Here is a 21,030-nt window from a genome sequence, read left to right as displayed (position 1 = left end):
AAAAATATCCTTTACTATTTGTTAATTATCCCATATAATTAATCTATGATGATATGAGGAAAAATCCTCATAATAATTTTGGGAATTATTATAGAGGGGGATGAAAAGATATGAGCATAAAGTGGAAAAAAGTAATTGCATTAATTGTAGCGATTATATTAAGTGCGGGAAGTATTATGCAAACAGTGGCAGCTACACCAACGGAAGTAGAGAATGAGGTAGAAGTAACCGATACTCCTGAAAATGGAGAGAAAGAAAATATAACAGAAGATAATCAAGAGTTGGGGAAAGATGATTCCAATGTGCTGGATAATCAGGAAGAAGACAAGCCTTTTGAAGATAATTCTGAATTAAGTAATAATGCAAAATCCCAAAAGCAGAAAAATCGATTGAGCGTAGAGAATGAATCACCATTTTCTGGTGGAAATGGAACGGAGGAAAGCCCATATTTGATTTCTTCAGATGAGGAACTATTAGCTTTTGCAGAGGTTGTAAACAATCAGGAAGGAGAATATCAGACAGCCCATTTTGCTTTGGCAAAAAATATTTACTTGAATGATATAACAGATTATGATGAGTGGGATAAGACAGCACCAAAAAATGAATGGCCAGGAGTAGAGAACTTTTTCGGAACATTTGACGGGAAACAACATACAATTTATGGGCTTTATATGAATAGCGATTCGGATAGAGTGGGGTTGTTTAATTCAATTGAAGTATATAATTGGATTGATAGAAAACTTGTTATTAAAAATTTGCAATTGAAGAATATTTATATTAAAGGACAATCATATGTGGGCGGTTTGGTTGGATATGCATATTGTAAAGTAGAAATAACGAATTGTAATGTGGAAGGCGAGGTCATAGGAGAAAATTCAGATATAGGGGGGATAGGAGGATTTTTTAGTTCTGGAGGGAATAAAGGGTTAACACTAACTTCTGTAACAAATAGAGCAAAAGTATCTGGTAGGACTAGGACTGGGGGAATATGGGGTGGAGCTTCTATTGGAAACAATTTGGGATCCGATACGTCAGGAGGTGGTTCTGAAAAGATTATTTTGAAAAATTGTAATAATTATGGAGATATCTTAGGGACGGTATCATATACGGGCGGAATTATAGGACAATTACGGATAAATTTGAATTGTAATGGATTTGATATTGAACGAACTCAAAATTTTGGAACAGTGACAGGAAAGGAATCGACAGGTGGAATATGCGGTTGTATAGATGTTGTTGCTGCTGATTCAATTTCAGCATCTTTAGAAGAAATTTGTAATGAAGGGAATGTGTTTGGAGAAGATTGCGTTGGTGGAATATGTGGAGAAGCTGCCTTAGATAGGGGAGATGGCTATTTTAGAAATGTGTATAATATAGGAAAAATACAAGGGTCGTCTTGTGTAGGAGGAATTATAGGTGTAAGTACAAGGTTTGATGTCAACTCATCCTATAATGTAGGAATAGTAACGGCAGAGACTAAAGTAGCTTCTTTAGTGGGGTGGGCAAATTTATATTTAGGAGATATAGAAACTGTCAAAGTAAATAATTGTTATTATGCGAAGGGAACTGCTGAAGTAGATACCGATGGAAGTGCCTCTGGTGTATTAGAGCTTTCTGAAGAAGAGTTTAAGTTAGAATCCAACTTTTCAGGCTTTGATTTTGTGGATATTTGGAAAATGGGGGAGAAGTATCCAATTTTTATTTGGCAGGATGGAAACGGTTCTGGCAATCAGGAAACCAGTAAAACGGATCAGTTTATTATTGAAAAAGTAAAGGAGTACACCTCAGATGCAGTCTATGCACAATGGGAAGAGATCAGCAACAGTGAAATTTCTGAGGAAACAAAATTTCAGCGGTATACGGAGCTGTTTAATCAGTACGGTTTTTTAGACGCAAAGGAAGGAATCCAGTATTTAAGTAAAACGACGAATGAGCGCTATGCTTATCTCACCTTAACTACGGATGAGACTTACTGCGCTTACAATTTTTATGACTGGCTTCATAATACCGGAAAAGGAGCAGTTGCGAGAGGTCTTTTGATTGCGGACGGTCTAATCTTCAATAATGAATTGAGTGACTGGACGGATTTGTCGACCTATATAGAAGGGGATTATCCTGGTGTGGTCAAGTATCAGGACATGCTCTATGATTTTATGGAAACAGCTTCTTTCGATGTGGAAAAAATGACATATATTTCTGATGTCAGTAAATTGTCAGGAACGGTAACCGAAGCGGGAAAGGTATATGCAGATCAGTTGATTAAAAAATTGAACGAATGTAAGAACCGTAATGAACTTCGAAAGGCATTAAGATCCAATGAAGCAATTGGAGTTTATAGCGATGTAAAAACACAGGGGAGTGATTTGAACTCTTTTAAATTATCATTTACTCTGGACGAGACCTCTGGGTTTGGACAGTTTTATAAAGCGATGGGGTATGCGACAAAAACGCTGGATATTGTAGATATGTCAATACAGCATGTGGAAGATATCATACAATTAGATAGTAAATTGCAGGTATATGAACAGTACCGGACATTTCTAAATGAAGTAGAATTGGCCCTAGACCTCCCCTTGGAAATGCGGTTGGCTGCAAAAAAGATTTTAAGGGATATGAAAGAGGGGACCTGGGGGGAATTAACAGACTTTGCAATGGATATTGTGGATAAGACATCGGTAAAAGCTAAGATTTCAGATGCAATCCTAAAAGCTGCTATTGGACAGACAGGTGCAGCAACTTTAAATGAATTTCTTTTAGTGCTTAAGATAGAAGCCTATTTTGTAAATCGGATTATGGATGTGGGAAAACTGGTGCAAGGAGTTGCATATGTAGAAGGTTACTCTACGTTATCTTCCCACTATAGGGAAAAGCTCGAAGAAAGCAAAAAGAATTTTTTGACTGATCAAAGTGCTGAAAATGCCTGGGATTTCTATGATAATTATTCTCTCTTGTATATGTTGCGTGTAAAAGGAGAAGAAGCCTATCTGAATATGTGTAAAGTAGAAGGCCTGATTAATATTTTTACGGATTGTGGATACTCTGAGAAAGAGGAAGTTGTTAAGGAAACAATCCAAACTTTGGAAGAGAGATGCTTTTTTAATCTGGAAGAAGGAATAGAGATTCCAGAATCTGTTCAGTTTGCGTTGAAATCAGTTATATCCTGTCCAGTGGATGTATCGGTATATGCGCCAGATGGCACATTGGTTGCCAAACTTCGTGACGGCGAGGAAAATAATATTTCAAATGAATATGGACAATTTTCCGTTGTTTATCGACCGTATTCGGGAGAATACGCAAAAGTGCTCTGTTTTTACAAGGATGCGGATTACAAATTAGAAATAGCAGGGGTTGATAAAGGGCTTGTGAGCTTTGAGCTTGCGGAGGAAAAAGAAGGAGAAATAACCACATACTCATTTGAAAATCAGGGAATCGAAGCGGGAAATATATTACGGACATCGATTGAACAAATCCGTGGTGATGGTACAGTGGAGCTAGATATAGACGGAAATGGAGTGACAGAAAATACAATTTATTTAAATAAGAATCCAGAAGAAACTTATCGGCCAGTAGAGAGCTTAGAATTGAAAGAAACTTTTTTGATATTAGAGACTGGTGGAAGTGCATTAATGGAGGTGAAGATTTCCCCAGATGAAGCGACACGGCAACAGGTTTTCTGGTTGACTGGGGACGAAAATATTGCAAGAGTGGAAGAAGGGAAAGTTTCCGCAATATCCAAAGGAACCACAAATATTTATTGTGTATCACAAGACAACAGAGATCAGATGGCCGTTTGTAAGGTGATTGTACGGAGTAAAGGGGCTTGTACACATCCTTTGGAAAAAGTAGATGAGAAGAAGCCGGATAGTGAACATACTGGAAATATAGAGTATTGGTATTGTCCAGAGTGTGACCGTTATTATGAAGATGAGAATGGAATGATTGAGACATCGCTGGAGAAAGTGACCTTATCAAAACTAAGTTCTCAGGAAGGAATGGGAACTAATCCAGATGAACAAGACAATTCGGCGGATAGTGAAGGGATGAGAGAACAACAGCAAACACCGGATACAGGCGATAAAGGGGTGGAGATATGGCTATTGGTTTGTGCTCTTTCTGGAATTATTATTGCTGGAATAGGAACTGGAAAAATGTGGAGACGGCACGAAAAGTAGATCTGCACAAATACGTTTTGTTTTTTGGTGTTTAAAAGTTCAAAAAGATTAGGAAAACCCTTGAATTTCTGCAAAAGGAGTGCTATACTAACCTACAGTTACATAGAAATCCGGCAGAAGAGTGAACGAAAGTTCACTCTTCTTTGTTGGTAAGGAGGAATTTTACATTGTCTAAAAGAGAAGTTTACGAGCAGAAAACAGAACAGCTTCTGCAGCCCATTGTGGATGAATATGGATTTGAGCTTGTAGATGTGGAGTATGTCAAGGAGGGGAGTACCTGGTACCTCCGGTCCTACATTGATAAAACCGGAGGAATCAGCATCGATGATTGTGAGAAGGTCAGCAGAAGACTTTCGGATCTTTTGGATCAGGAAGATTTTATCGAAGACGCCTACATCATGGAAGTGAGTTCCCCAGGGCTTGGCCGTCCTTTGAAGAAGGAGAAGGACTTCAAGAGGAGCCTGGGAGAAGAGGTAGAGGTCAAGACTTACCGCATGATCGACAAACAGAAAGAATTTACCGGAATCTTAAAAGATTACGATGAAGATACAGTAACCATTACGCTTGCAGACGAGACGGAAAAAACATTTGACAAAGGCGATATCGCTTTGATCCGCCTGGCGTTTGATTTTTAGATTAAGGAGGAGAAACGAATGAATACGGAATTACTGGAAGCATTGAACCTATTGGAGAAGGAGAAAGACATCAGCAAAGAGACTCTGCTGGACGCGATCGAGAATTCTCTTTTAAATGCCTGTAAGAACCATTTTGGGAAAGCCGACAATATCAAATTGATCATGGACCGGGAGACCTGCGACTACCAGCTCTACGCCGAGAAAGAGGTGGTAGAAGAAGTGGAAGACAAATTGGAGCAGATCAGCCTGGAAGAGGCAAAAGAGATCGATAGTACTTATGAGATCGGCGATATCGTGCGGATCCCTATTGAATCTAAATCCTTTGGACGTATCGCGACCCAGAACGCGAAGAACCTGATCCTGCAGAAGATCCGGGAAGAAGAGCGCAAGGTGATCTACGATCAGTATTTTGAGAAAGAAAAAGATATCGTGACGGGAATCGTACAGCGCTATGTGGGGAGAAACATCAGCATCAACCTGGGTAAGGCAGACGCCATGCTGACAGAAAACGAGCAGGTAAAAGGAGAGGTGTTTAAGCCGACAGAGAGGATCAAACTGTATGTGGTAGAAGTAAAGAACACCACAAAAGGGCCAAAGATCTTAGTGTCCCGTACTCATCCGGAATTGGTAAAGCGTCTGTTTGAATCAGAGGTGACGGAAGTCAGAGACGGGATTGTGGAGATCAAGAGCATTGCCAGAGAGGCTGGAAGCAGGACCAAGATCGCGGTATGGTCCAACGACCCGGATGTAGATCCGGTAGGCGCATGTGTGGGAATGAATGGAGCCAGAGTCAATGCCATCGTCAATGAATTGCGGGGAGAGAAGATCGACATCATCAATTGGAGCGATAACCCGGCGATCCTGATCGAGAACGCGTTAAGCCCGGCGAAGGTCATCTCTGTTATGGCAGACCCGGATGAGAAGACGGCAAGCGTTATCGTGCCGGACTACCAGCTTTCACTTGCTATCGGCAAAGAAGGACAGAACGCCAGACTGGCCGCGAGGCTGACAGGATATAAGATCGACATCAAGAGCGAGACTCAGGCGATCGAATCTGGAGAACTGCCGGAGAACTATATGGAGATGAGCGAAGGCGTGTTTGAGGAAGAAATGTATGAAGAAGACTACGATGAGTCTTACGAGGATGAATCTTACGAAGAAGGGGCTTACGAAGAAGGCTATGATGAGTCTTATGAGGAAGCGCCGGAAGATGCCGTTTATGACGGGGAAGCAGATGGAGAGCAGGAGTCAGAAGAGGAATAAGGTGATCATTTGAGTAAAAATAAAAAGATACCGTTGCGGAAATGCGTGGGTTGTCAGGAAATGCGCAGCAAAAAAGAGATGATCCGGGTCATCCGCACATCTGAGCAGGAGTTCCTGCTGGATGCTACCGGAAAGAAAAATGGCCGGGGAGCTTATCTGTGTCCCAACCGAGAGTGCCTGGAAAAAGCAAGGAAATGCAAAGGCTTGGAGCGATCCTTTGGCCAGGCGATCCCGCCGGAGGTATATGAATCCCTGGAAAAGGAGATGGAATGTCTTGAGTCAGAATAAGGCGCTGTCATTGATCGGTCTGGCTGTGAAGGCCGGGAAAGTGGCAAGCGGAGAGTTCTGCACAGAGAAAGAGGTAAAATCCGGCCGGGCCGCGCTGGTGATCGTAGCCGGGGACGCCTCCGGGAATACGAAGAAGAAATTCCAGAATATGTGCAGTTTTTATAGAGTACCAATCTATTTTTATAAAGATAAAGATACCTTGGGCCATGCAATGGGAAAAGAGTTCCGGGCATCCCTTGCGGTGACGGATGAGGGGTTTGCAAAAGGAATCAGGAAACATTTGGACACAGAAGAGAATACAATTGCATAATGGAGGTAGTGTGTATGTCGAAGATGAAAGTATACGAGTTAGCGAAAGAATTAGATGTTCCAAGCAAGGAACTGGTAGAGTTCCTTGCGGGGAAGAAGATAGAAGTGAAAAATCATATGAGCTCTCTGGAAGAAGAGGAAGTAAAGATGGTAAAAGCCGCCTTTAACAAAAGCGGGGCAGAGGAGGAAAAGTCTTCGGAGAAGGCAGAGAAACCCGCGGGGGAAACGCCAAAGAAGAAGAATATCGTCCATGTCTTCCGTCCGCAGAACACCCAGAATGGAGCGCGTCAGGGAAGACGTCCGGCAGGAGGCGGCAAGTCTGGGATCTCCCAGGGAAGACCTATGCAGGTAAATAACGGCCGTCCGGCGAAACCGCAGAACCGTCCGGGACAGCCGGGCCGTCCCGCGGCGGAAAAAGGGCAGGCGCCTGTGCGTTCAACGGAAAAATCTGTGGCGAAGGCATTTGAGAAAGCGCTTGAGAAAAAGCAGCCGAAGACGGCGGAACAGGAAGCGGCGCCAAAGGTTCAGACCCAGCAGCCGGTGAAAACTCAGGCGGATCACAGCCCCAAGCCGGCGCAGAGCAGCCGTCCATCTGAGCAGCCTCAGGGAAGAGCCGTAAACGCAAGCGAAAAGAATAGCAGCGGAAGAAGCGCCGCGGATAGAAACGGCGGCGAGCGCGGAAACGCGGAGAGACCTGCCGGCGAAAGAGGAAGGAACGACCGGAATTCCGGCGAAAGAGGCCAGAGCAGAGGCGGCGACAGAAACCAGAATCGAAACTTTGGCGAAAGAGGCCAGAGCAGGGGCGGTGAGAGAGGCCAGAACCGTTCCGGCGGACATGGAGAAAGGCGGAACAATGAAGGAAGACGGAACCAGGGAAGCATCCCGGCTCCGGAGACGCCGGCTCAGAAACCGCAGAGAAGCAAAGGCAAAGGGAAAGACGATTATAAGAAAAAAGAGTACCGCCGTGAGGAAGAAGATCGCAAGCCAAAGGGAAAGAAGCAGAAGGCAGAGCCAAAGCCGCAGCTTCAGAAACCCCAGCCGAAAGCCCAGAAGCAGGAGGAAGAAATCAAATCCATTACGATTCCTGAAGTCCTTACTATCAAGGATCTGGCAGATAAGATGAAGGTGGTACCTTCTGTGATCGTGAAGAAACTCTTTATGCAGGGCAAGATCGTGACGGTAAACCAGGAGATTGATTATGAAACCGCGGAAGAGATCGCGCTGGAATTCGATATCCTCTGCGAGAAAGAAGAAGTGGTGGATGTGATCGAAGAACTTCTGAAAGAGGAAGAAGAGGATGAAAAGAAACTGAAGAAACGTCCTCCGGTTGTCTGTGTCATGGGCCATGTAGACCATGGTAAGACTTCCCTTTTGGATGCGATCCGCCATACCAATGTGATCGGCGGAGAGGCCGGCGGTATCACCCAGCATATCGGCGCTTACGTGGTAGAGAGAAACGGGGAGAAGATCACCTTCCTGGATACACCGGGCCATGAAGCCTTTACAGCGATGCGTATGCGGGGAGCCAGCTCTACAGATATCGCTATTCTGGTAGTAGCGGCGGACGACGGCGTGATGCCGCAGACCATTGAAGCGATCAACCATGCCAAAGCGGCGGGTGTAGAGATCATCGTGGCAGTGAATAAGATTGATAAGCCAAGCGCCAATGTAGAGCGGGTAAAACAGGAACTGACCGAGTATGAGCTGATTCCGGAAGACTGGGGAGGAAGCACCATTTTTGTACCGGTATCCGCAAAGACCGGAGAAGGTCTGGATGAGTTGATGGAGATGATTCTTCTGACCGCGGAGGTTATGGAATTAAAAGCCAACCCAAATCGGCGGGCAAGAGGACTTGTGCTGGAAGCTGAGCTGGATAAAGGAAGAGGTCCTGTGGCGACAGTGCTGGTACAGAAAGGAACCCTGCGTATCGGCGATGCGGTGGCGGCAGGAGCGGCTCACGGCAAGGTCAGAGCTATGATGGACGACAAAGGGCGCCGAGTGAAAGAGGCCGGACCGTCTATGCCGGTAGAGATCCTGGGACTGAACGATGTGCCAAATGCGGGAGAAGTACTGGTAGGCTGCGGAAATGACAAAGAAGCCAGAAGCTTCGCTGAGACCTTTATTTCTCAGAGCAAAGTAAAACTTCTGGAAGAGACAAAGACGAAACTTTCTCTGGATGACTTGTTTACTCAGATCCAGGAAGGAAACTTAAAAGAACTGGGCATTGTAGTGAAAGCAGATGTGCAGGGGTCTGTCGAGGCCATTAAGCAGAGCCTTCTGAAGCTGTCCAACGATGAAGTAGTGGTGAAGATCATCCATGGCGGCGTCGGAGCGATCAATGAGTCAGACGTGAGCCTGGCCTCCGCTTCCAACGCGATCATTATCGGATTCAATGTGCGGCCGGATGCTACAGCCAAAGAAACCGCGGAACGAGAAGGAGTGGATATCCGTCTGTACCGGGTAATCTACAATGCCATTGAAGATGTGGAAGCGGCTATGAAGGGTATGTTAGACCCGGTATTCGAGGAGAAGGTTCTGGGCCATGCGGAAGTGCGCCAGCTGTTCAAGGCTTCCGGCGTTGGTACGATCGCGGGATCCTATGTGCTGGACGGAACTTTTGAGAGAGATTGTTCCGCACGGATCATCCGGGATGGTATCGTGGTCTACGAAGGCTCTCTTGCTTCGCTGAAGCGGTTCAAAGACGATGTGAAAGAAGTGCGGGCAGGATATGAATGCGGATTCGTATTCGCAAACTTTAATGATGTGAAGGAAGGCGACCAGGTGGAAGCGTTCAAGATGGTGGAAGTTCCAAGATAGTCTTGGATCTGAAACGGCCTTTCAAAATCCTCCTGCTTTGAAAAGAAAGAAGGAAGAAAATTGCGGAAAAGAAGTATTAAGAACACTAGAGTGAATGTAGAAGTCCAGCGGGAATTAAGCAGCATTATCCGGGGCGGCCTGAAAGACCCAAGGGTTGCCCCATGGACGTCTGTGGTGGCCGCGGAGGTGGCCCCGGATTTAAAGACATGCAAGGCGTATATCAGTGTGCTGGGAGATGAGAAGGCCCAGAAGGAGACGATACAGGGATTAGAAAGCGCGGAAGGGTATATCCGCCGGGAACTGGCACGGACTTTGAACATGCGCAATACACCGGAAATTCATTTCATACTGGACCAATCCATTGAATATGGTGTAAATATGTCTAAAAAGATAGAAGAAGTAACTGGCCAAATGGAGACGGAAGGTGAAAAAGATGCTCAATAGAATGATCGCGCAGGCAAATACTATCGCCATTGGAGGCCACGAGAGGCCGGATGGGGACTGTACCGGTTCTTGTATGGGATTATATCTTTATATCCTGGAAAATTACAGCGGGAAGACGGTGGACATTTATCTGGAACAGATTCCCAGGTCCTACCAGTTTCTGAAACGTTCCGGGGAGATCCGACATGAGGCGCCAAAGGATCAAAAGTATGATCTGTTCATTTGTCTGGACTGTGGAGATAAGGAAAGACTTGGATTCTCACAGACTCTTTTTGAACAGGCGGCCCATACGCTTTGTGTGGATCACCATATCAGCAATAAAGGCTTCGGGGAAGAAAATTATGTGGTCCCCGATGCGAGTTCCACATCAGAATTGATCTATGATCTGATCGACAAGGAGAAGATCACGCTTCCTGTAGCGGAGGCTCTGTATCTTGGGATCGTCCATGACACCGGAGTGTTCCAGTACTCCTGCGCCTCGCCGGCCACTCTGCGGGCGGCGGCGGATCTGATGGAACGGGGAGTGGATGCGCCTGCCTTGATCCGCAAGACCTATGTAGAAAAGAGCTATGCCCAGAACCAGGTGCTGGGGCGGGCGCTGATGGAGAGTATTCTTTTCATGGATGGAAGATGTATCGCCTCTTATATCCGCAGGCGGGAGATGGAATTCTATGGCGTAGAGCCCAAAGCTTTGGATGGGATTGTCAGCCATCTTAGGGATACCAAAGGAGTAGAAGTCGCCGTTTTCATGTATGAGCTGAAACCCAGTGTCTATAAAGTCAGCCTGCGTTCGAAAGAACAGGTGGATGTAAGCAGGATAGCTCAGTATCTGGGCGGCGGCGGCCATAAAAGAGCAGCCGGTTTCACTATGGCCGGGACCCCTCATGACGTGCTCAACAATCTGTCGGGCCTGATCGAGGATCAGCTGGGGGAACCGGTATGATCAATGGGATTTTGAATGTTTATAAAGAGAAAGGCTTCACCTCCCATGATGTGGTGGCTAAGCTGAGGGGAATCACAGGTCAGAGAAAGATCGGCCATACGGGAACGCTGGACCCGGAGGCTGAAGGGGTCCTTCCCATCTGTCTTGGCCGGGCCACAAAGGTATGCGAGCTTTTGACAGATCAGGACAAGACCTATGAGGCGGTGCTTCTTCTGGGAGTGCGGACAGATACGCAGGATACAGCCGGAACAGTGCTGGAAGAAGGAGATGCCTCAGCCGTAACTGAGGAAAGACTGAAAGAGACGGTGAAGAATTACATAGGAGACTATGATCAGATTCCACCCATGTATTCGGCGCTGAAAGTAAATGGTAAAAAGCTTTATGAACTTGCCAGAGAAGGAAAGACGGTAGAACGTAAGGCGCGCAGGGTGAGGATCCATGAGATAAAGATTCTGGATATCCATTTTCCAAGGATAAGGATGAGAGTCAACTGTTCCAAGGGAACCTATATCAGAACCTTATGCGATGACATCGGGAGAGAGATTGGATGTTTTGGATGTATGGAATCCCTGGTGCGGACAAAGGCAGGACCTTTTGAAAAGAGCGGCGCCCATACGCTGGAAGAAATCGAGCAGAGGCAGAAACAGGGAACCCTGGGAGAAATCTTAAGATCTATTGATTCTCTGTTCCAGGAATATCCCGCCGTGTATGTGGAAGCCAGGTGGGAGAAGCTGGCGCTTAATGGGAACAGTCTCCGCCGGGGAATGATCCGGACAGAAGGGCGCGCGGAAGATGGAGAACGGGTCAGGCTGTATAATGAAAAAGGAGATTTCCTTGCCTTGTATGGTTACCAGAAAAAGACACAAGAATATAAAGCAGTAAAAATGTTTTGCGGCAGCTGAAGGGATTAATTATGGAATACTTAAAAGGACTTGAACATTATAAAGATACCCGCAGATCCGCGGTTACGTTTGGTAAGTTTGACGGGCTTCACAGAGGCCATCAGACTTTGATCCGCAAGGTGGCGCAGCTTAGGCAGACAGAACAGGTCCGCGCGGCGGTCTGCGCCTTCGATATGAAGCGGACTGGAATCCTTATGACAAAGGAGGAGCGGGCGGCTCATCTGGAAGATTCTATGGATTATCTGGTGGAATGTCCCTTCTCAGAAGAACTTCGGAAAATGAGCGGGGAAGAATTCATCAAAGAGATCATCTGCGGAGTGTTCCACGCCAAATACGTGGTGGTGGGAACGGATTTTCATTTTGGATATGGGCAGGGCGGAGACGCGGATATGCTGAAAGAATATGCCGGGGCTTATGGCTATGAAGCCATCGTTCTGGAGAAAGAACGGTACCAGGGCAGGATCATCAGCAGCACCTATATCAAAGAATTGATGGCGGAAGGGAATATCCAGCTGGCGGACAAGCTGCTGGGGTATCCTTACAGCATCAAAGGAGTGGTGGAGCACGGCAGGAGACTTGGACGGACACTTGGATTCCCCACCTTTAATGTAGAGTGGCCCCAGGCTAAGATTGTTCCTCCCAGAGGCGTGTATTTCAGCAGAACCTGGCTAGACGGCAAATGCTATGCCGGGATTACGAATGTGGGAGTCAAACCAACAGTTTCCACAGAAGATAAAGTTTTGGCTGAAAGTTTTCTTTTTGACTATGAAGGCAGCGCCTATGACAAAGAAGTCCGGGTGGAGCTTTTGGATTTCCGCAGGCCGGAAAGGAAATTCGCGGATATCCAGGAGATGAAAGCGGCGATTGACCGGGATATTGAAAGCGGACGGGAATATTTTATAAAAAATGCTTGAAGAAGGATGGAGGCATATGCTATACTGTCCTAGTGGCAGCAGCCGGTGTTCGGTAATCGGAAACTCCGACCATTACTTAATACCTGGCGTTTAGATGAAGTTTATAAAGGAGGAGACTAGAATGATCTCAAAAGAACAGAAAGAACAGATTATCGCTGAGTATGGAAGAAGCGAGGGAGACACAGGTTCACCGGAGGTTCAGGTAGCGATCCTGACAGCAAGGATCAATGACCTGACAGAGCACTTCAAGAACAATCCGAAGGATCATCATTCCAGAAGAGGACTTCTGAAGATGGTAGGACAGAGAAGAGGACTTCTGGCATATCTGAAGAAGATCGACATCGAGAGATATCGTTCACTGATCGAGAGACTTGGATTGAGAAAGTAATTCTTTTCATTAGGGACGGGGTATTTTTAAAAATACCCCGTCCCTAATTGCGTTATCCCGGCAGATATGATACAATAACTAAGATTATGGGCAGGGAGAGACTCCGAGACCACTGAAAAGTATATTTTCTTTTCGCAAAGTGTATTTTTCAGTAGTTTCGGCGCTCCCTTCCCTGAAGAAAAAAAGATAAAGGAGACCACTATGTACAAAAAGTATGAAATGGAACTTGCCGGCAGAACGCTGCGCGTGGATGTGGACCGGGTAGCGAAGCAGGCAAATGGAGCGGTGCTGATGCATTATGGAGATACAACCGTGCTCTGTACGGCTACCGCCTCAGAGAAACCCAGGGAAGGAATCGACTTTTTCCCGCTCAGCGTGGAGTATAACGAGCGTCTGTACGCAGTAGGAAAGATTCCGGGAGGTTTTAACAAGAGAGAGGGCAAGGCTTCTGAGAACGCGATCCTGACTTGCCGTGTGATCGATCGGCCCATGCGTCCGTTATTCCCAAAGGATTACCGCAATGACGTAACGCTGGAGAATCTGGTATTGTCTGTAGATCAGGACTGTTCCCCGGAATTGACGGCTATGCTGGGAGCGGCGATTGCCACTACCATCTCAGACATTCCTTTTGACGGCCCGATTTCTTCTACTCAAGTGGGACTGGTCGACGGCGAACTGGTATTCAACCCGACAGCGGCCCAGAGAGAAGTCTCCAAACTGTCTCTGACGGTTGCGTCTACCAAAGAGAAAGTGATCATGATCGAGGCTGGGGCGGAGGAAGTTCCGGAACAGCAGATGATCGACGCGATTTTTGCCGCGCATGAGCTGAACCAGAAGGTGATCGCATTCATCGAGACCATCGTGGCAGAGTGCGGAAAACCGAAACATTCTTATGAGAGCTGCGCGGTTCCGGAAGAATTGTTCGAGGCAATTAAGGAGATCGTGCCTCCGGCTCAGATGGAAGAAGCGGTATTTACTGATGAAAAGCAGGTAAGAGAGGAAAATATCCGCCAGATCACGGAGAAGCTGGAAGAAGCTTTCGCAGAGAAAGAAGATTGGCTGGAAGTGCTTGGCGAGGCAGTATATCAGTATCAGAAGAAGACGGTGCGCAAGATGATCTTAAAGGATCACAAGCGTCCGGACGGAAGAGCGATTGACCAGATCCGGCCTTTGGCGGCAGAAGTAGATCTGATCCCGAGAGTCCACGGCTCTGCTATGTTTACCCGTGGACAGACCCAGATCTGTACGATTACTACACTGGCTCCCCTTGCGGAGGCCCAGAGACTGGACGGATTGGATGAGGCGGAGACTTCCAAGAGATATATGCATCATTATAATTTCCCCTCCTATTCTGTGGGAGAGACTAGACCTTCCAGAGGACCGGGACGCCGTGAGATCGGACACGGAGCGTTGGCAGAGCGCGCCCTTCTCCCGGTACTGCCGGATGAGACAGAGTTCCCTTACGCGATCCGTACCGTATCAGAGACCTTCGAGTCCAACGGATCTACCTCTCAGGCCAGCGTGTGCGCTTCCTCTATGTCCCTGATGGCTGCGGGAGTGCCGATCAAGTCTGCGGTGGCAGGTATTTCTGCCGGACTGGTGACCGGTGAGACCGATGATGATTATCTGGTGCTGACCGATATCCAGGGACTGGAAGATTTCTTTGGAGACATGGACTTCAAGGTGGCTGGAACCCATGAAGGGATCACCGCGATCCAGATGGATATTAAGATCCACGGCCTGACCAGACCGATCATCGAGGAGGCGATCGCGGCCACAAGGAAGGCAAGACTGTACATCTTAGATGAAGTGATGGCAAAGACTATCGCCGAGCCAAGACCGGAAGTAGGGCCGTACGCTCCGAAGATCATCCAGATGCAGATCGATCCTCAGAAGATTGGCGATGTGGTAGGCCAGAGAGGAAAAACCATCAACGCGATCATCGAGCAGACTGGAGTGAAGATCGATATTGAGGACGATGGCTCCGTATCCATCTGCGGAACAGAAGCGGCAAGCATGGAAGAGGCCCGCAAGCTGATCCATATCATTGTCACCGATTTTGAGGCGGGACAGGTATTGGAAGGAAAGGTAGTCAGCATCAAAGAGTTCGGCGCGTTCCTGGAATTCGCGCCGGGCAAAGAGGGAATGGTGCATATCTCCAAACTTGCGAAAGAAAGAGTCAACCATGTGGAAGATGTACTGACACTGGGCGATGTTGTAAAAGTTGTATGCCTTGGAAAAGACAAGATGGGAAGATTCTCATTCAGTATGAAGGATGTAGCGGAATAAGCCGTCTTTCTGACAGAATAGAATAAAAGGATCCATAAAGAGCATAGGAACCCCGTAACCGTGTGAGACGGATACGGGGTTTTTCAAAAAGAAAAATTCAGAAGAAGGAGGAATGGTTATGCAGTATGTCAGTCATTATCAGTCGCCTATAGGCAGGATCTTGCTGGCGGCAGACGAAACATGCCTTACCGGATTATGGTTTGAAGGACAGAAATATTTTGGGCTTCATCTTGACAAAGAGCGGGAAGAAAAAGAGATTCCCCTATTTCAAGCGGCGAAACAGTGGCTGGACATTTATTTCTCGGGAGAAGAGCCGCGGATTCCCCTGCCGCTCCACTTAAGAGGAACAGATTTCCAGAAAGAAGTATGGGAAATCCTCCGTACGATCCCTTACGGTCAGACTATGACCTATGGAGAGATTGCCGGCAGACTGGCCGGAAAAAGAGGGGGAAAGAAGGTGTCCGCCCGGGCGGTAGGCGGAGCGGTGGGCCATAACCAGATCTCTATCATCGTACCCTGCCACCGGGTGGTAGGGGCCAATGGCAGCCTGACAGGGTATGCAGGGGGAATCGAGAAAAAGGTGAAGCTACTAGAGCTGGAAAAGGCGGATAACCAGTTCTTATTTCCCGGCGGGAGGGCGCGGATGTGAGCAGTATATGGAAGTATAAATATTTTGTAGATGTGATCGAGAACAGGAGTTTTACAAAAGCGGGCAACATCAACTATGTGTCTCAGACGGCCATCAGCCAGAACATCTCATCTCTGGAGAAAATGGCGGGCGGAAAACTGATCAACCGGGGCAAGGGCGAGGTAGTTCCCACAGAGTTGGGACAGATTGTTTACCGCCGGGCTAAGGAGATGCTGGAGATAGAGGCGCGGATGACGCGGGAGATTGAGCAATTTCGGAATCGGGAGGTGACGTACATCGGAATTGACAGCGCTATCAACAAGAAGATGTGGATGACTTATGAGCAGGTGTATGATCCCAATTTCCTGAGGGTTGGTGAGAAGATGGAGTGTTACAATCTGGATAATATGATCGGAGCCCGGATGATGAAGAACCATGAACTGGACGTGTTCATCGGCTACGAAAACCAGGCGCTGGAGGATGAGCCTGGGGTGGCGGGGGAGAATCTAACCGGTTCCCGGATCGGTGTCTATGTGGGTAAGAATACTACGATCCCTTACGGACCGCTCCGGCTGGATGACCTGCGGGGGCATCGGTGCTATCTGGCCTCCTCCTACAGCTGCAGCGTCCAGGAGGAAGCTCGCGGCCGCCTGGAGGACGGGTGTCGGTTCATCGAGGTGAAGAATGTGGAGACCATGAAGATCAAGGTGGAGTTTAACGATGCCTTCGCCTTTGTAGACAGCCGTTACTTTTGGCGCGGGGACGGGGAGATCCGACAGCTGGCGGACTATGAGGAGACATGCGCGATTCGGCTTTATTATTTCCGCGCGTCGGAGAAAAAGAATGTATCGAAATTCATTAAGATATTGAAAGATAAAATGGAAGAATAACTTTTCCTTATCACTGCATAGCTTTTTCTTGTTTGAGTCTCAGGTGGTACAGATGTAGAATTTTAGGTATGATGCTGAACGTTAGGAGGAAATGAGAAAAATGGGAGAAAGTACAACAGCAGTGAAGAAAAAGCACCCTTGGGGCTTTTATGTCTGCAATCTGACATTCACGTTTGAAAGACTGGCTTACTACGGGGCAAAGCCAATTTTGCTACTGTTTCTGATCAAGGCGGTGGGAGAGGGCGGTCTGGGGATCGACAATGCGCAGGCTGCCGTGATCGCGGCCAACCTGACAGCCTATACTTACCTGGCGCCGATCATCGGCGGCTACATCAGCGACCGCTGGCTGGGAGCCAGATACGCCATCCCTTTAGGAAGTGTTATCATGGCTATTGGCTACCTGATCGGCTGGAAGGCGGCAAACGCGGCTATGGTGAACTTGATGGTGATCGTCATCTCTATCGGAACCGGATTCTTCAAGGGCAATCTGTCCGCGATACAGGGACGTATGTATGATGATAAGAGTATGCTGGATTCCGCGTTTTCAATCCAGTATTCTTTTGTAAATATCGGCTCCTTTGTGGGATCTGTGGCAACGGGCTACCTGTATCTGAATACATTTAAAAACGGCGATGTGTTGGGATTCCGTCAGTGTTTCTTCTTAAGCGCCGTATTCTGCCTGATCGCTGCCGTATGGTTTGTGGCAAACTGGAAATCTCTTCAGGGCCAGGGCAAAAAACCCTTTAAATACCTGACAGACACTCAAGGCAATATCATCGGCGAGGACAGCAAGAAGGACAAGAAGAAAGAAAAGTCCGCTGAGCCTCTGACACGAGCGGAGAAGAGACGAGTGTGGGCCATCATCCTTGTGTCTGCTTTCTCTATTATCTTTTGGCTGTTCTACTACCAGAACGAGCTGGCGCTGACCATCTATATGACCGAGTACGTGGATATGCACCTGGCAGGGATCGAGATTGCGCCGGGCTGGATCAACACCTCTCTTAACGGACTGCTGTGCGTGGCGCTTGGCGGTGTGATGGCGGCTGTTTGGAGAAAGCTTTCCGAGAGACCCCAGGGCGACCTGAACATGTTCCAGAAGATTGGATTAAGTTTCTTGTTCCTTGGATGTGCCTTCGGAGTGGTCGTGCTGGCAGAGTTCACCCGCGGCGTGGGTTCACCGGCTGGCAATAAGGTAAGTGTACTGTGGATGGTAGGATTTGTATTTCTTCTGACCATCGGCGAGATGTGCTTCTCACCGCTTCGCAACGCCTTCGTCAGCAAGTACGCGCCGAAGAAATACCTGTCCCTTCTCATGGGCGTTATCACGGTGGCGACATTCTGCGCTTCCAAGTTAAGCCCTTATGTTCAGGTGATCATTGAGAACATGAATATCTTCCCGGTTCTCGTGGCAATCTTCATTCTTCTTCTTCTGTGCGCGCTCTTCATGGTTGCGACAAACAAGAAGCTGAACAAGCTGGTGGAAGACGAGGATTAATAAAATAGAACGAACATAAAAATGTCAGGGCCGCAAGAAGACGCGGATCCCTGGCATTTCAAGAATAAGGAGGAAAAAGCTATGAAGGCATATGAGAGATTTTTAAGGTACGTAAATGTCTGGACGACAAGTGACGAAACGAGCGAGACGGTTCCGTCCACCCAGAGACAGTTTGAACTGGGCAGGCTTCTTGCGCAGGAGTTAAAGGACATTGGTGTTGAAAAAGTGGAACTCAACGACATGTGCTACCTCTACGCGGAGATTCCGGCCACTCCCGGCTATGAGGACAAGCCGGCCATCGGTCTTATCGCCCATATGGATACTGTGATGGATTTCCCCGGAAAGGATATCCATCCGCAGTTCACCAAGAACTACAACGGAGAGGACGTGAAACTGGGAGAGAGCGGGAAAGTGCTCTCTGTCAAAGAGTTCCCGCATCTGAAGAACATGAAAGGGAGAACCCTTATCACCACAGACGGAACTACGCTCCTGGGCGCGGACGACAAGGCGGGCATAGCGGAGATCATCACAGCGGCGGATGAGATCCTGAAGGAGAATATCCCCCATGGAAAGATCTGTATTGGCTTTACCCCGGATGAAGAGATCGCGCGGGGCGCTAAAAACTTCGATGTGGAACGCTTTGGCGCAGATTTTGCCTATACGCTGGACGGAGATATCGAAGGCGAGATTCAGTTTGAGAATTTTAACGCATCCACAGCATATTTTACAATCCACGGTGTGAACGTGCACACTGGCAGCGCAAAAGGAATCCTGGTGAACTCCCAGCTCATCGGCATGGAGATTCAGTCCAGACTGCCGGACGAGCGGCCGGAAACAACGGAAGGGTACGAGGGGTTCTTCCATCTGATGGCTTTCAATGGGAATACGGAGAAGACGCAGATGCGGTATTTGGTTCGCGACCACAGCGGAGAAAAATTTAAGCAGCGTCATGAGACCTTGCGCCGGATCCAAAAGGAAATGAACGAGAAGTACGGCGAGGGAACGGTAGAGCTGGAGATCGCGGAGTCTTACTACAATATGCGGGAGAAGATCGAACCCTGCATGCATCTGGTTGACATTGCCAAGAAGGCTATCACAGACGCGGGGCTTACACCGGATATTTCCCCGGTGCGCGGCGGCACGGATGGAGCGAGACTCAGCTTCAAGGGGCTGCCGTGTCCGAATCTTGGGACAGGCGGATCCGCGTTCCATGGCCCCTTTGAACACATCACAGTAGAGGGTATGGATCTGGCAGTAGGCATTGTTAAAGATATTCTGAAGAGCTACGCCGCATATGAGGAGAAATAGACATGGAAATGTATGATGAGGATATACAGGGGCTGATCCGTTTTCTGGCGGACAGTCCCACCGCCTTTCACGCGGCGGATAATTTTGCCTGTATGCTCAAGGGACACGGATTCCAGTGCCTTCCGGAGCGGGAGAGCTGGGATATCCGGCCGGGCGGAGCGTACTATACAGTGCGGAACGGATCCAGCATCATTGCTTTCCGGGTCGGCTCCGCGCTGGAGGATTACAGTTTTAAGGTTGCGGCATCCCATAGTGACTCCCCTGCGTTTAAGCTGAAAGAGAAAGCGGAACTTTCGGTAAGGGGCCGTTATATGAAGCTCAACACAGAGGGATACGGGAGCGGTCTGTGCGCCACCTGGATGGACAGGCCGCTTTCGCTGGCTGGGCGTGTTATCCTGAAGGAGGAAGACGGCTTCCGGGAGAAATTGGTGAAGATCGACCGGGATCTGGCGCTGATCCCAAGTGTCGCCATCCACATGAACCGGGAGATCAACGAGAAGAGTTCCATCAATAAGCAGGTGGATATGCTCCCTCTGTTTGCGGGGGAAGCGGCCGATGCACAAGGAGCTGTAAGACAGATCGTGGCAGAAGAACTGGAGGCGGGACCGGAGGAGATTTTTGGTATGGATCTCTATCTCTACAACCGCATGCAGCCTTCTATCTGGGGGAAAGAACGAGAGTTTATCTCAGCACCCCATCTGGACGATCTGCAGAGCGCTTATGCATCTTTTATCGGATTTTTGAGAGGGACTGATAAGCGCGCGGTGAATGTGTTCGCTTGTTTTGACAACGAGGAAGTTGGGTCCAATACAAAGCAGGGCGCCGCGTCTACGTTCCTTCGGGATGTGCTGGAACGGATCAATGACGGCCTGGGGAAAACGGCGGAGGAACTGCGCCGCGCAGTGGCGTCCAGCTTTATGGTCAGCTGCGATAACGCCCATGCGGTGCACCCGAACCATCCGGAGAAGACGGATGAGAACAATTGTGTCTATATGAATGAGGGGATAGTCGTTAAGTCTCATGCCGGGCAGCAGTATACAAGCGATGCGGTCAGCATCGCTGTGTGGAAAGGGATCTGCGCAAAGGCGGGAGTTCCCCTTCAGTTCTTCGCCAACCGCTCCGACATGCAAGGCGGAAGTACCCTGGGGAATATCGCCATGTCCCAGGTGTCTATGAACGCGGTGGATATTGGACTTCCTCAGCTTTCCATGCACTCAGCCTATGAGACTGCGGGCGTGCGGGACTGCGCCTTTATGATTCGGGCTGTCGAAGCCTTTTTTAACAGCGGAATCAGTGAATATACGCTTCGGCGGTAAGAAAAATCATAAGAGAGGTTTCAGGATAT

General features: G+C 48.1%; 17 protein-coding genes. All 17 read left to right on the top strand.

Translation table 11 applies throughout. The features are described 5' to 3' along the window. Window positions 1-110: 110 nt before the first annotated feature. The 17 genes from FND36_09590 to FND36_09510 all read left to right on the top strand — a co-directional run bounded on the left by FND36_09590 (window position 111) and on the right by FND36_09510 (window position 21,001). Window positions 111-4,172, top strand: a complete 4,062-nt coding sequence (locus tag FND36_09590; protein ID QDW74263.1) for a hypothetical protein — start codon at window positions 111-113, stop codon at window positions 4,170-4,172. 167 nt (window positions 4,173-4,339) lie between these two features. Beyond that, window positions 4,340-4,807, top strand: coding sequence for a ribosome maturation factor RimP (gene rimP, locus FND36_09585; GenBank protein ID QDW74262.1), 468 nt, complete (start codon window positions 4,340-4,342; stop codon window positions 4,805-4,807). An 18-nt stretch (window positions 4,808-4,825) separates the two neighbouring features. Continuing rightward, window positions 4,826-6,070: a transcription termination/antitermination protein NusA gene (gene nusA / locus FND36_09580; protein QDW74261.1), complete on the top strand. Its 1,245-nt coding sequence runs from the start codon at window positions 4,826-4,828 to the stop codon at window positions 6,068-6,070. A gap of 9 nt (window positions 6,071-6,079) precedes the next feature. Further along, window positions 6,080-6,358 carry a YlxR family protein gene (locus FND36_09575; GenBank protein ID QDW74260.1) on the top strand — a complete coding sequence of 93 codons (279 nt, stop codon included), beginning with the start codon at window positions 6,080-6,082 and terminating at the stop codon, window positions 6,356-6,358. Beyond that, window positions 6,345-6,668, top strand: a complete 324-nt coding sequence (locus tag FND36_09570) for a 50S ribosomal protein L7ae (protein ID QDW74259.1) — start codon at window positions 6,345-6,347, stop codon at window positions 6,666-6,668. The genes FND36_09575 and FND36_09570 overlap by 14 nt, the downstream gene beginning before the upstream one ends. 14 nt (window positions 6,669-6,682) lie before the next feature. Next, the gene (infB, locus tag FND36_09565) at window positions 6,683-9,484 is read left to right on the top strand and encodes a translation initiation factor IF-2 (GenBank protein ID QDW74258.1); all 2,802 of its coding nucleotides are present in this window, start codon (window positions 6,683-6,685) and stop codon (window positions 9,482-9,484) included. Between the two features lie 60 nt (window positions 9,485-9,544). After that, window positions 9,545-9,928, top strand: coding sequence for a 30S ribosome-binding factor RbfA (gene rbfA, locus FND36_09560; protein ID QDW74257.1), 384 nt, complete (start codon window positions 9,545-9,547; stop codon window positions 9,926-9,928). After that, window positions 9,918-10,871: a bifunctional oligoribonuclease/PAP phosphatase NrnA gene (locus tag FND36_09555; protein QDW75598.1), complete on the top strand. Its 954-nt coding sequence runs from the start codon at window positions 9,918-9,920 to the stop codon at window positions 10,869-10,871. The genes rbfA and FND36_09555 overlap by 11 nt, the downstream gene beginning before the upstream one ends. Further along, a complete protein-coding gene (gene truB, locus FND36_09550) occupies window positions 10,868-11,773 on the top strand; it encodes a tRNA pseudouridine(55) synthase TruB (protein ID QDW74256.1) in 906 nt (301 codons plus the stop codon). Before FND36_09555 ends, truB begins: the two co-directional genes overlap by 4 nt. 11 nt (window positions 11,774-11,784) lie before the next feature. Next, window positions 11,785-12,687: a bifunctional riboflavin kinase/FAD synthetase gene (locus tag FND36_09545; GenBank protein ID QDW74255.1), complete on the top strand. Its 903-nt coding sequence runs from the start codon at window positions 11,785-11,787 to the stop codon at window positions 12,685-12,687. Window positions 12,688-12,808: 121 nt separating this feature from the next. After that, entirely contained in the window at window positions 12,809-13,075 is a 267-nt protein-coding gene (gene rpsO / locus FND36_09540) for a 30S ribosomal protein S15 (protein QDW74254.1), read from the top strand. Window positions 13,076-13,276: 201 nt separating this feature from the next. After that, window positions 13,277-15,364, top strand: coding sequence for a polyribonucleotide nucleotidyltransferase (locus FND36_09535; protein ID QDW74253.1), 2,088 nt, complete (start codon window positions 13,277-13,279; stop codon window positions 15,362-15,364). Between the two features lie 118 nt (window positions 15,365-15,482). Next, a complete protein-coding gene (locus tag FND36_09530) occupies window positions 15,483-16,013 on the top strand; it encodes a methylated-DNA--[protein]-cysteine S-methyltransferase (GenBank protein ID QDW74252.1) in 531 nt (176 codons plus the stop codon). Continuing rightward, on the top strand, window positions 15,986-16,882 hold the full coding sequence (locus FND36_09525) for a LysR family transcriptional regulator (GenBank protein QDW74251.1): 897 nt from the start codon (window positions 15,986-15,988) through the stop codon (window positions 16,880-16,882). The genes FND36_09530 and FND36_09525 overlap by 28 nt, the downstream gene beginning before the upstream one ends. A 100-nt stretch (window positions 16,883-16,982) precedes the next feature. Continuing rightward, window positions 16,983-18,377, top strand: a complete 1,395-nt coding sequence (locus FND36_09520) for a peptide MFS transporter (protein QDW74250.1) — start codon at window positions 16,983-16,985, stop codon at window positions 18,375-18,377. A gap of 81 nt (window positions 18,378-18,458) precedes the next feature. Continuing rightward, window positions 18,459-19,685: a peptidase T gene (gene pepT / locus FND36_09515; protein QDW74249.1), complete on the top strand. Its 1,227-nt coding sequence runs from the start codon at window positions 18,459-18,461 to the stop codon at window positions 19,683-19,685. An 8-nt stretch (window positions 19,686-19,693) separates the two neighbouring features. Further along, the gene (locus tag FND36_09510) at window positions 19,694-21,001 is read left to right on the top strand and encodes a M18 family aminopeptidase (protein ID QDW75597.1); all 1,308 of its coding nucleotides are present in this window, start codon (window positions 19,694-19,696) and stop codon (window positions 20,999-21,001) included. The last annotated feature ends 29 nt before the right edge of the window (window positions 21,002-21,030 follow it).

The organism is Lachnospiraceae bacterium KGMB03038, assembly GCA_007361935.1.
In the GTDB taxonomy this organism is placed as follows: Bacteria; Bacillota; Clostridia; order Lachnospirales; family Lachnospiraceae; genus Massilistercora.
The sequence above is the reverse complement of the archived record's forward strand: the minus strand, read 5'-3'. Positions and strand labels throughout refer to the sequence as shown.

Bases quoted from the DNA above. Each gene is read 5' to 3' on its own strand.
- FND36_09590 (QDW74263.1), top strand. From the start codon at position 111: ATGAGCATAAAGTGGAAAAAAGTAATTGCATTAATTGTAGCGATTATA.
- nusA (QDW74261.1), top strand. From the start codon at position 4,826: ATGAATACGGAATTACTGGAAGCATTGAACCTATTGGAGAAGGAGAAA.
- infB (QDW74258.1), top strand. From the start codon at position 6,683: ATGTCGAAGATGAAAGTATACGAGTTAGCGAAAGAATTAGATGTTCCA.
- FND36_09555 (QDW75598.1), top strand. From the start codon at position 9,918: ATGCTCAATAGAATGATCGCGCAGGCAAATACTATCGCCATTGGAGGC.
- truB (QDW74256.1), top strand. From the start codon at position 10,868: ATGATCAATGGGATTTTGAATGTTTATAAAGAGAAAGGCTTCACCTCC.
- FND36_09545 (QDW74255.1), top strand. From the start codon at position 11,785: ATGGAATACTTAAAAGGACTTGAACATTATAAAGATACCCGCAGATCC.
- rpsO (QDW74254.1), top strand. From the start codon at position 12,809: ATGATCTCAAAAGAACAGAAAGAACAGATTATCGCTGAGTATGGAAGA.
- FND36_09535 (QDW74253.1), top strand. From the start codon at position 13,277: ATGTACAAAAAGTATGAAATGGAACTTGCCGGCAGAACGCTGCGCGTG.
- FND36_09530 (QDW74252.1), top strand. From the start codon at position 15,483: ATGCAGTATGTCAGTCATTATCAGTCGCCTATAGGCAGGATCTTGCTG.
- FND36_09520 (QDW74250.1), top strand. From the start codon at position 16,983: ATGGGAGAAAGTACAACAGCAGTGAAGAAAAAGCACCCTTGGGGCTTT.
- pepT (QDW74249.1), top strand. From the start codon at position 18,459: ATGAAGGCATATGAGAGATTTTTAAGGTACGTAAATGTCTGGACGACA.
- FND36_09510 (QDW75597.1), top strand. From the start codon at position 19,694: ATGTATGATGAGGATATACAGGGGCTGATCCGTTTTCTGGCGGACAGT.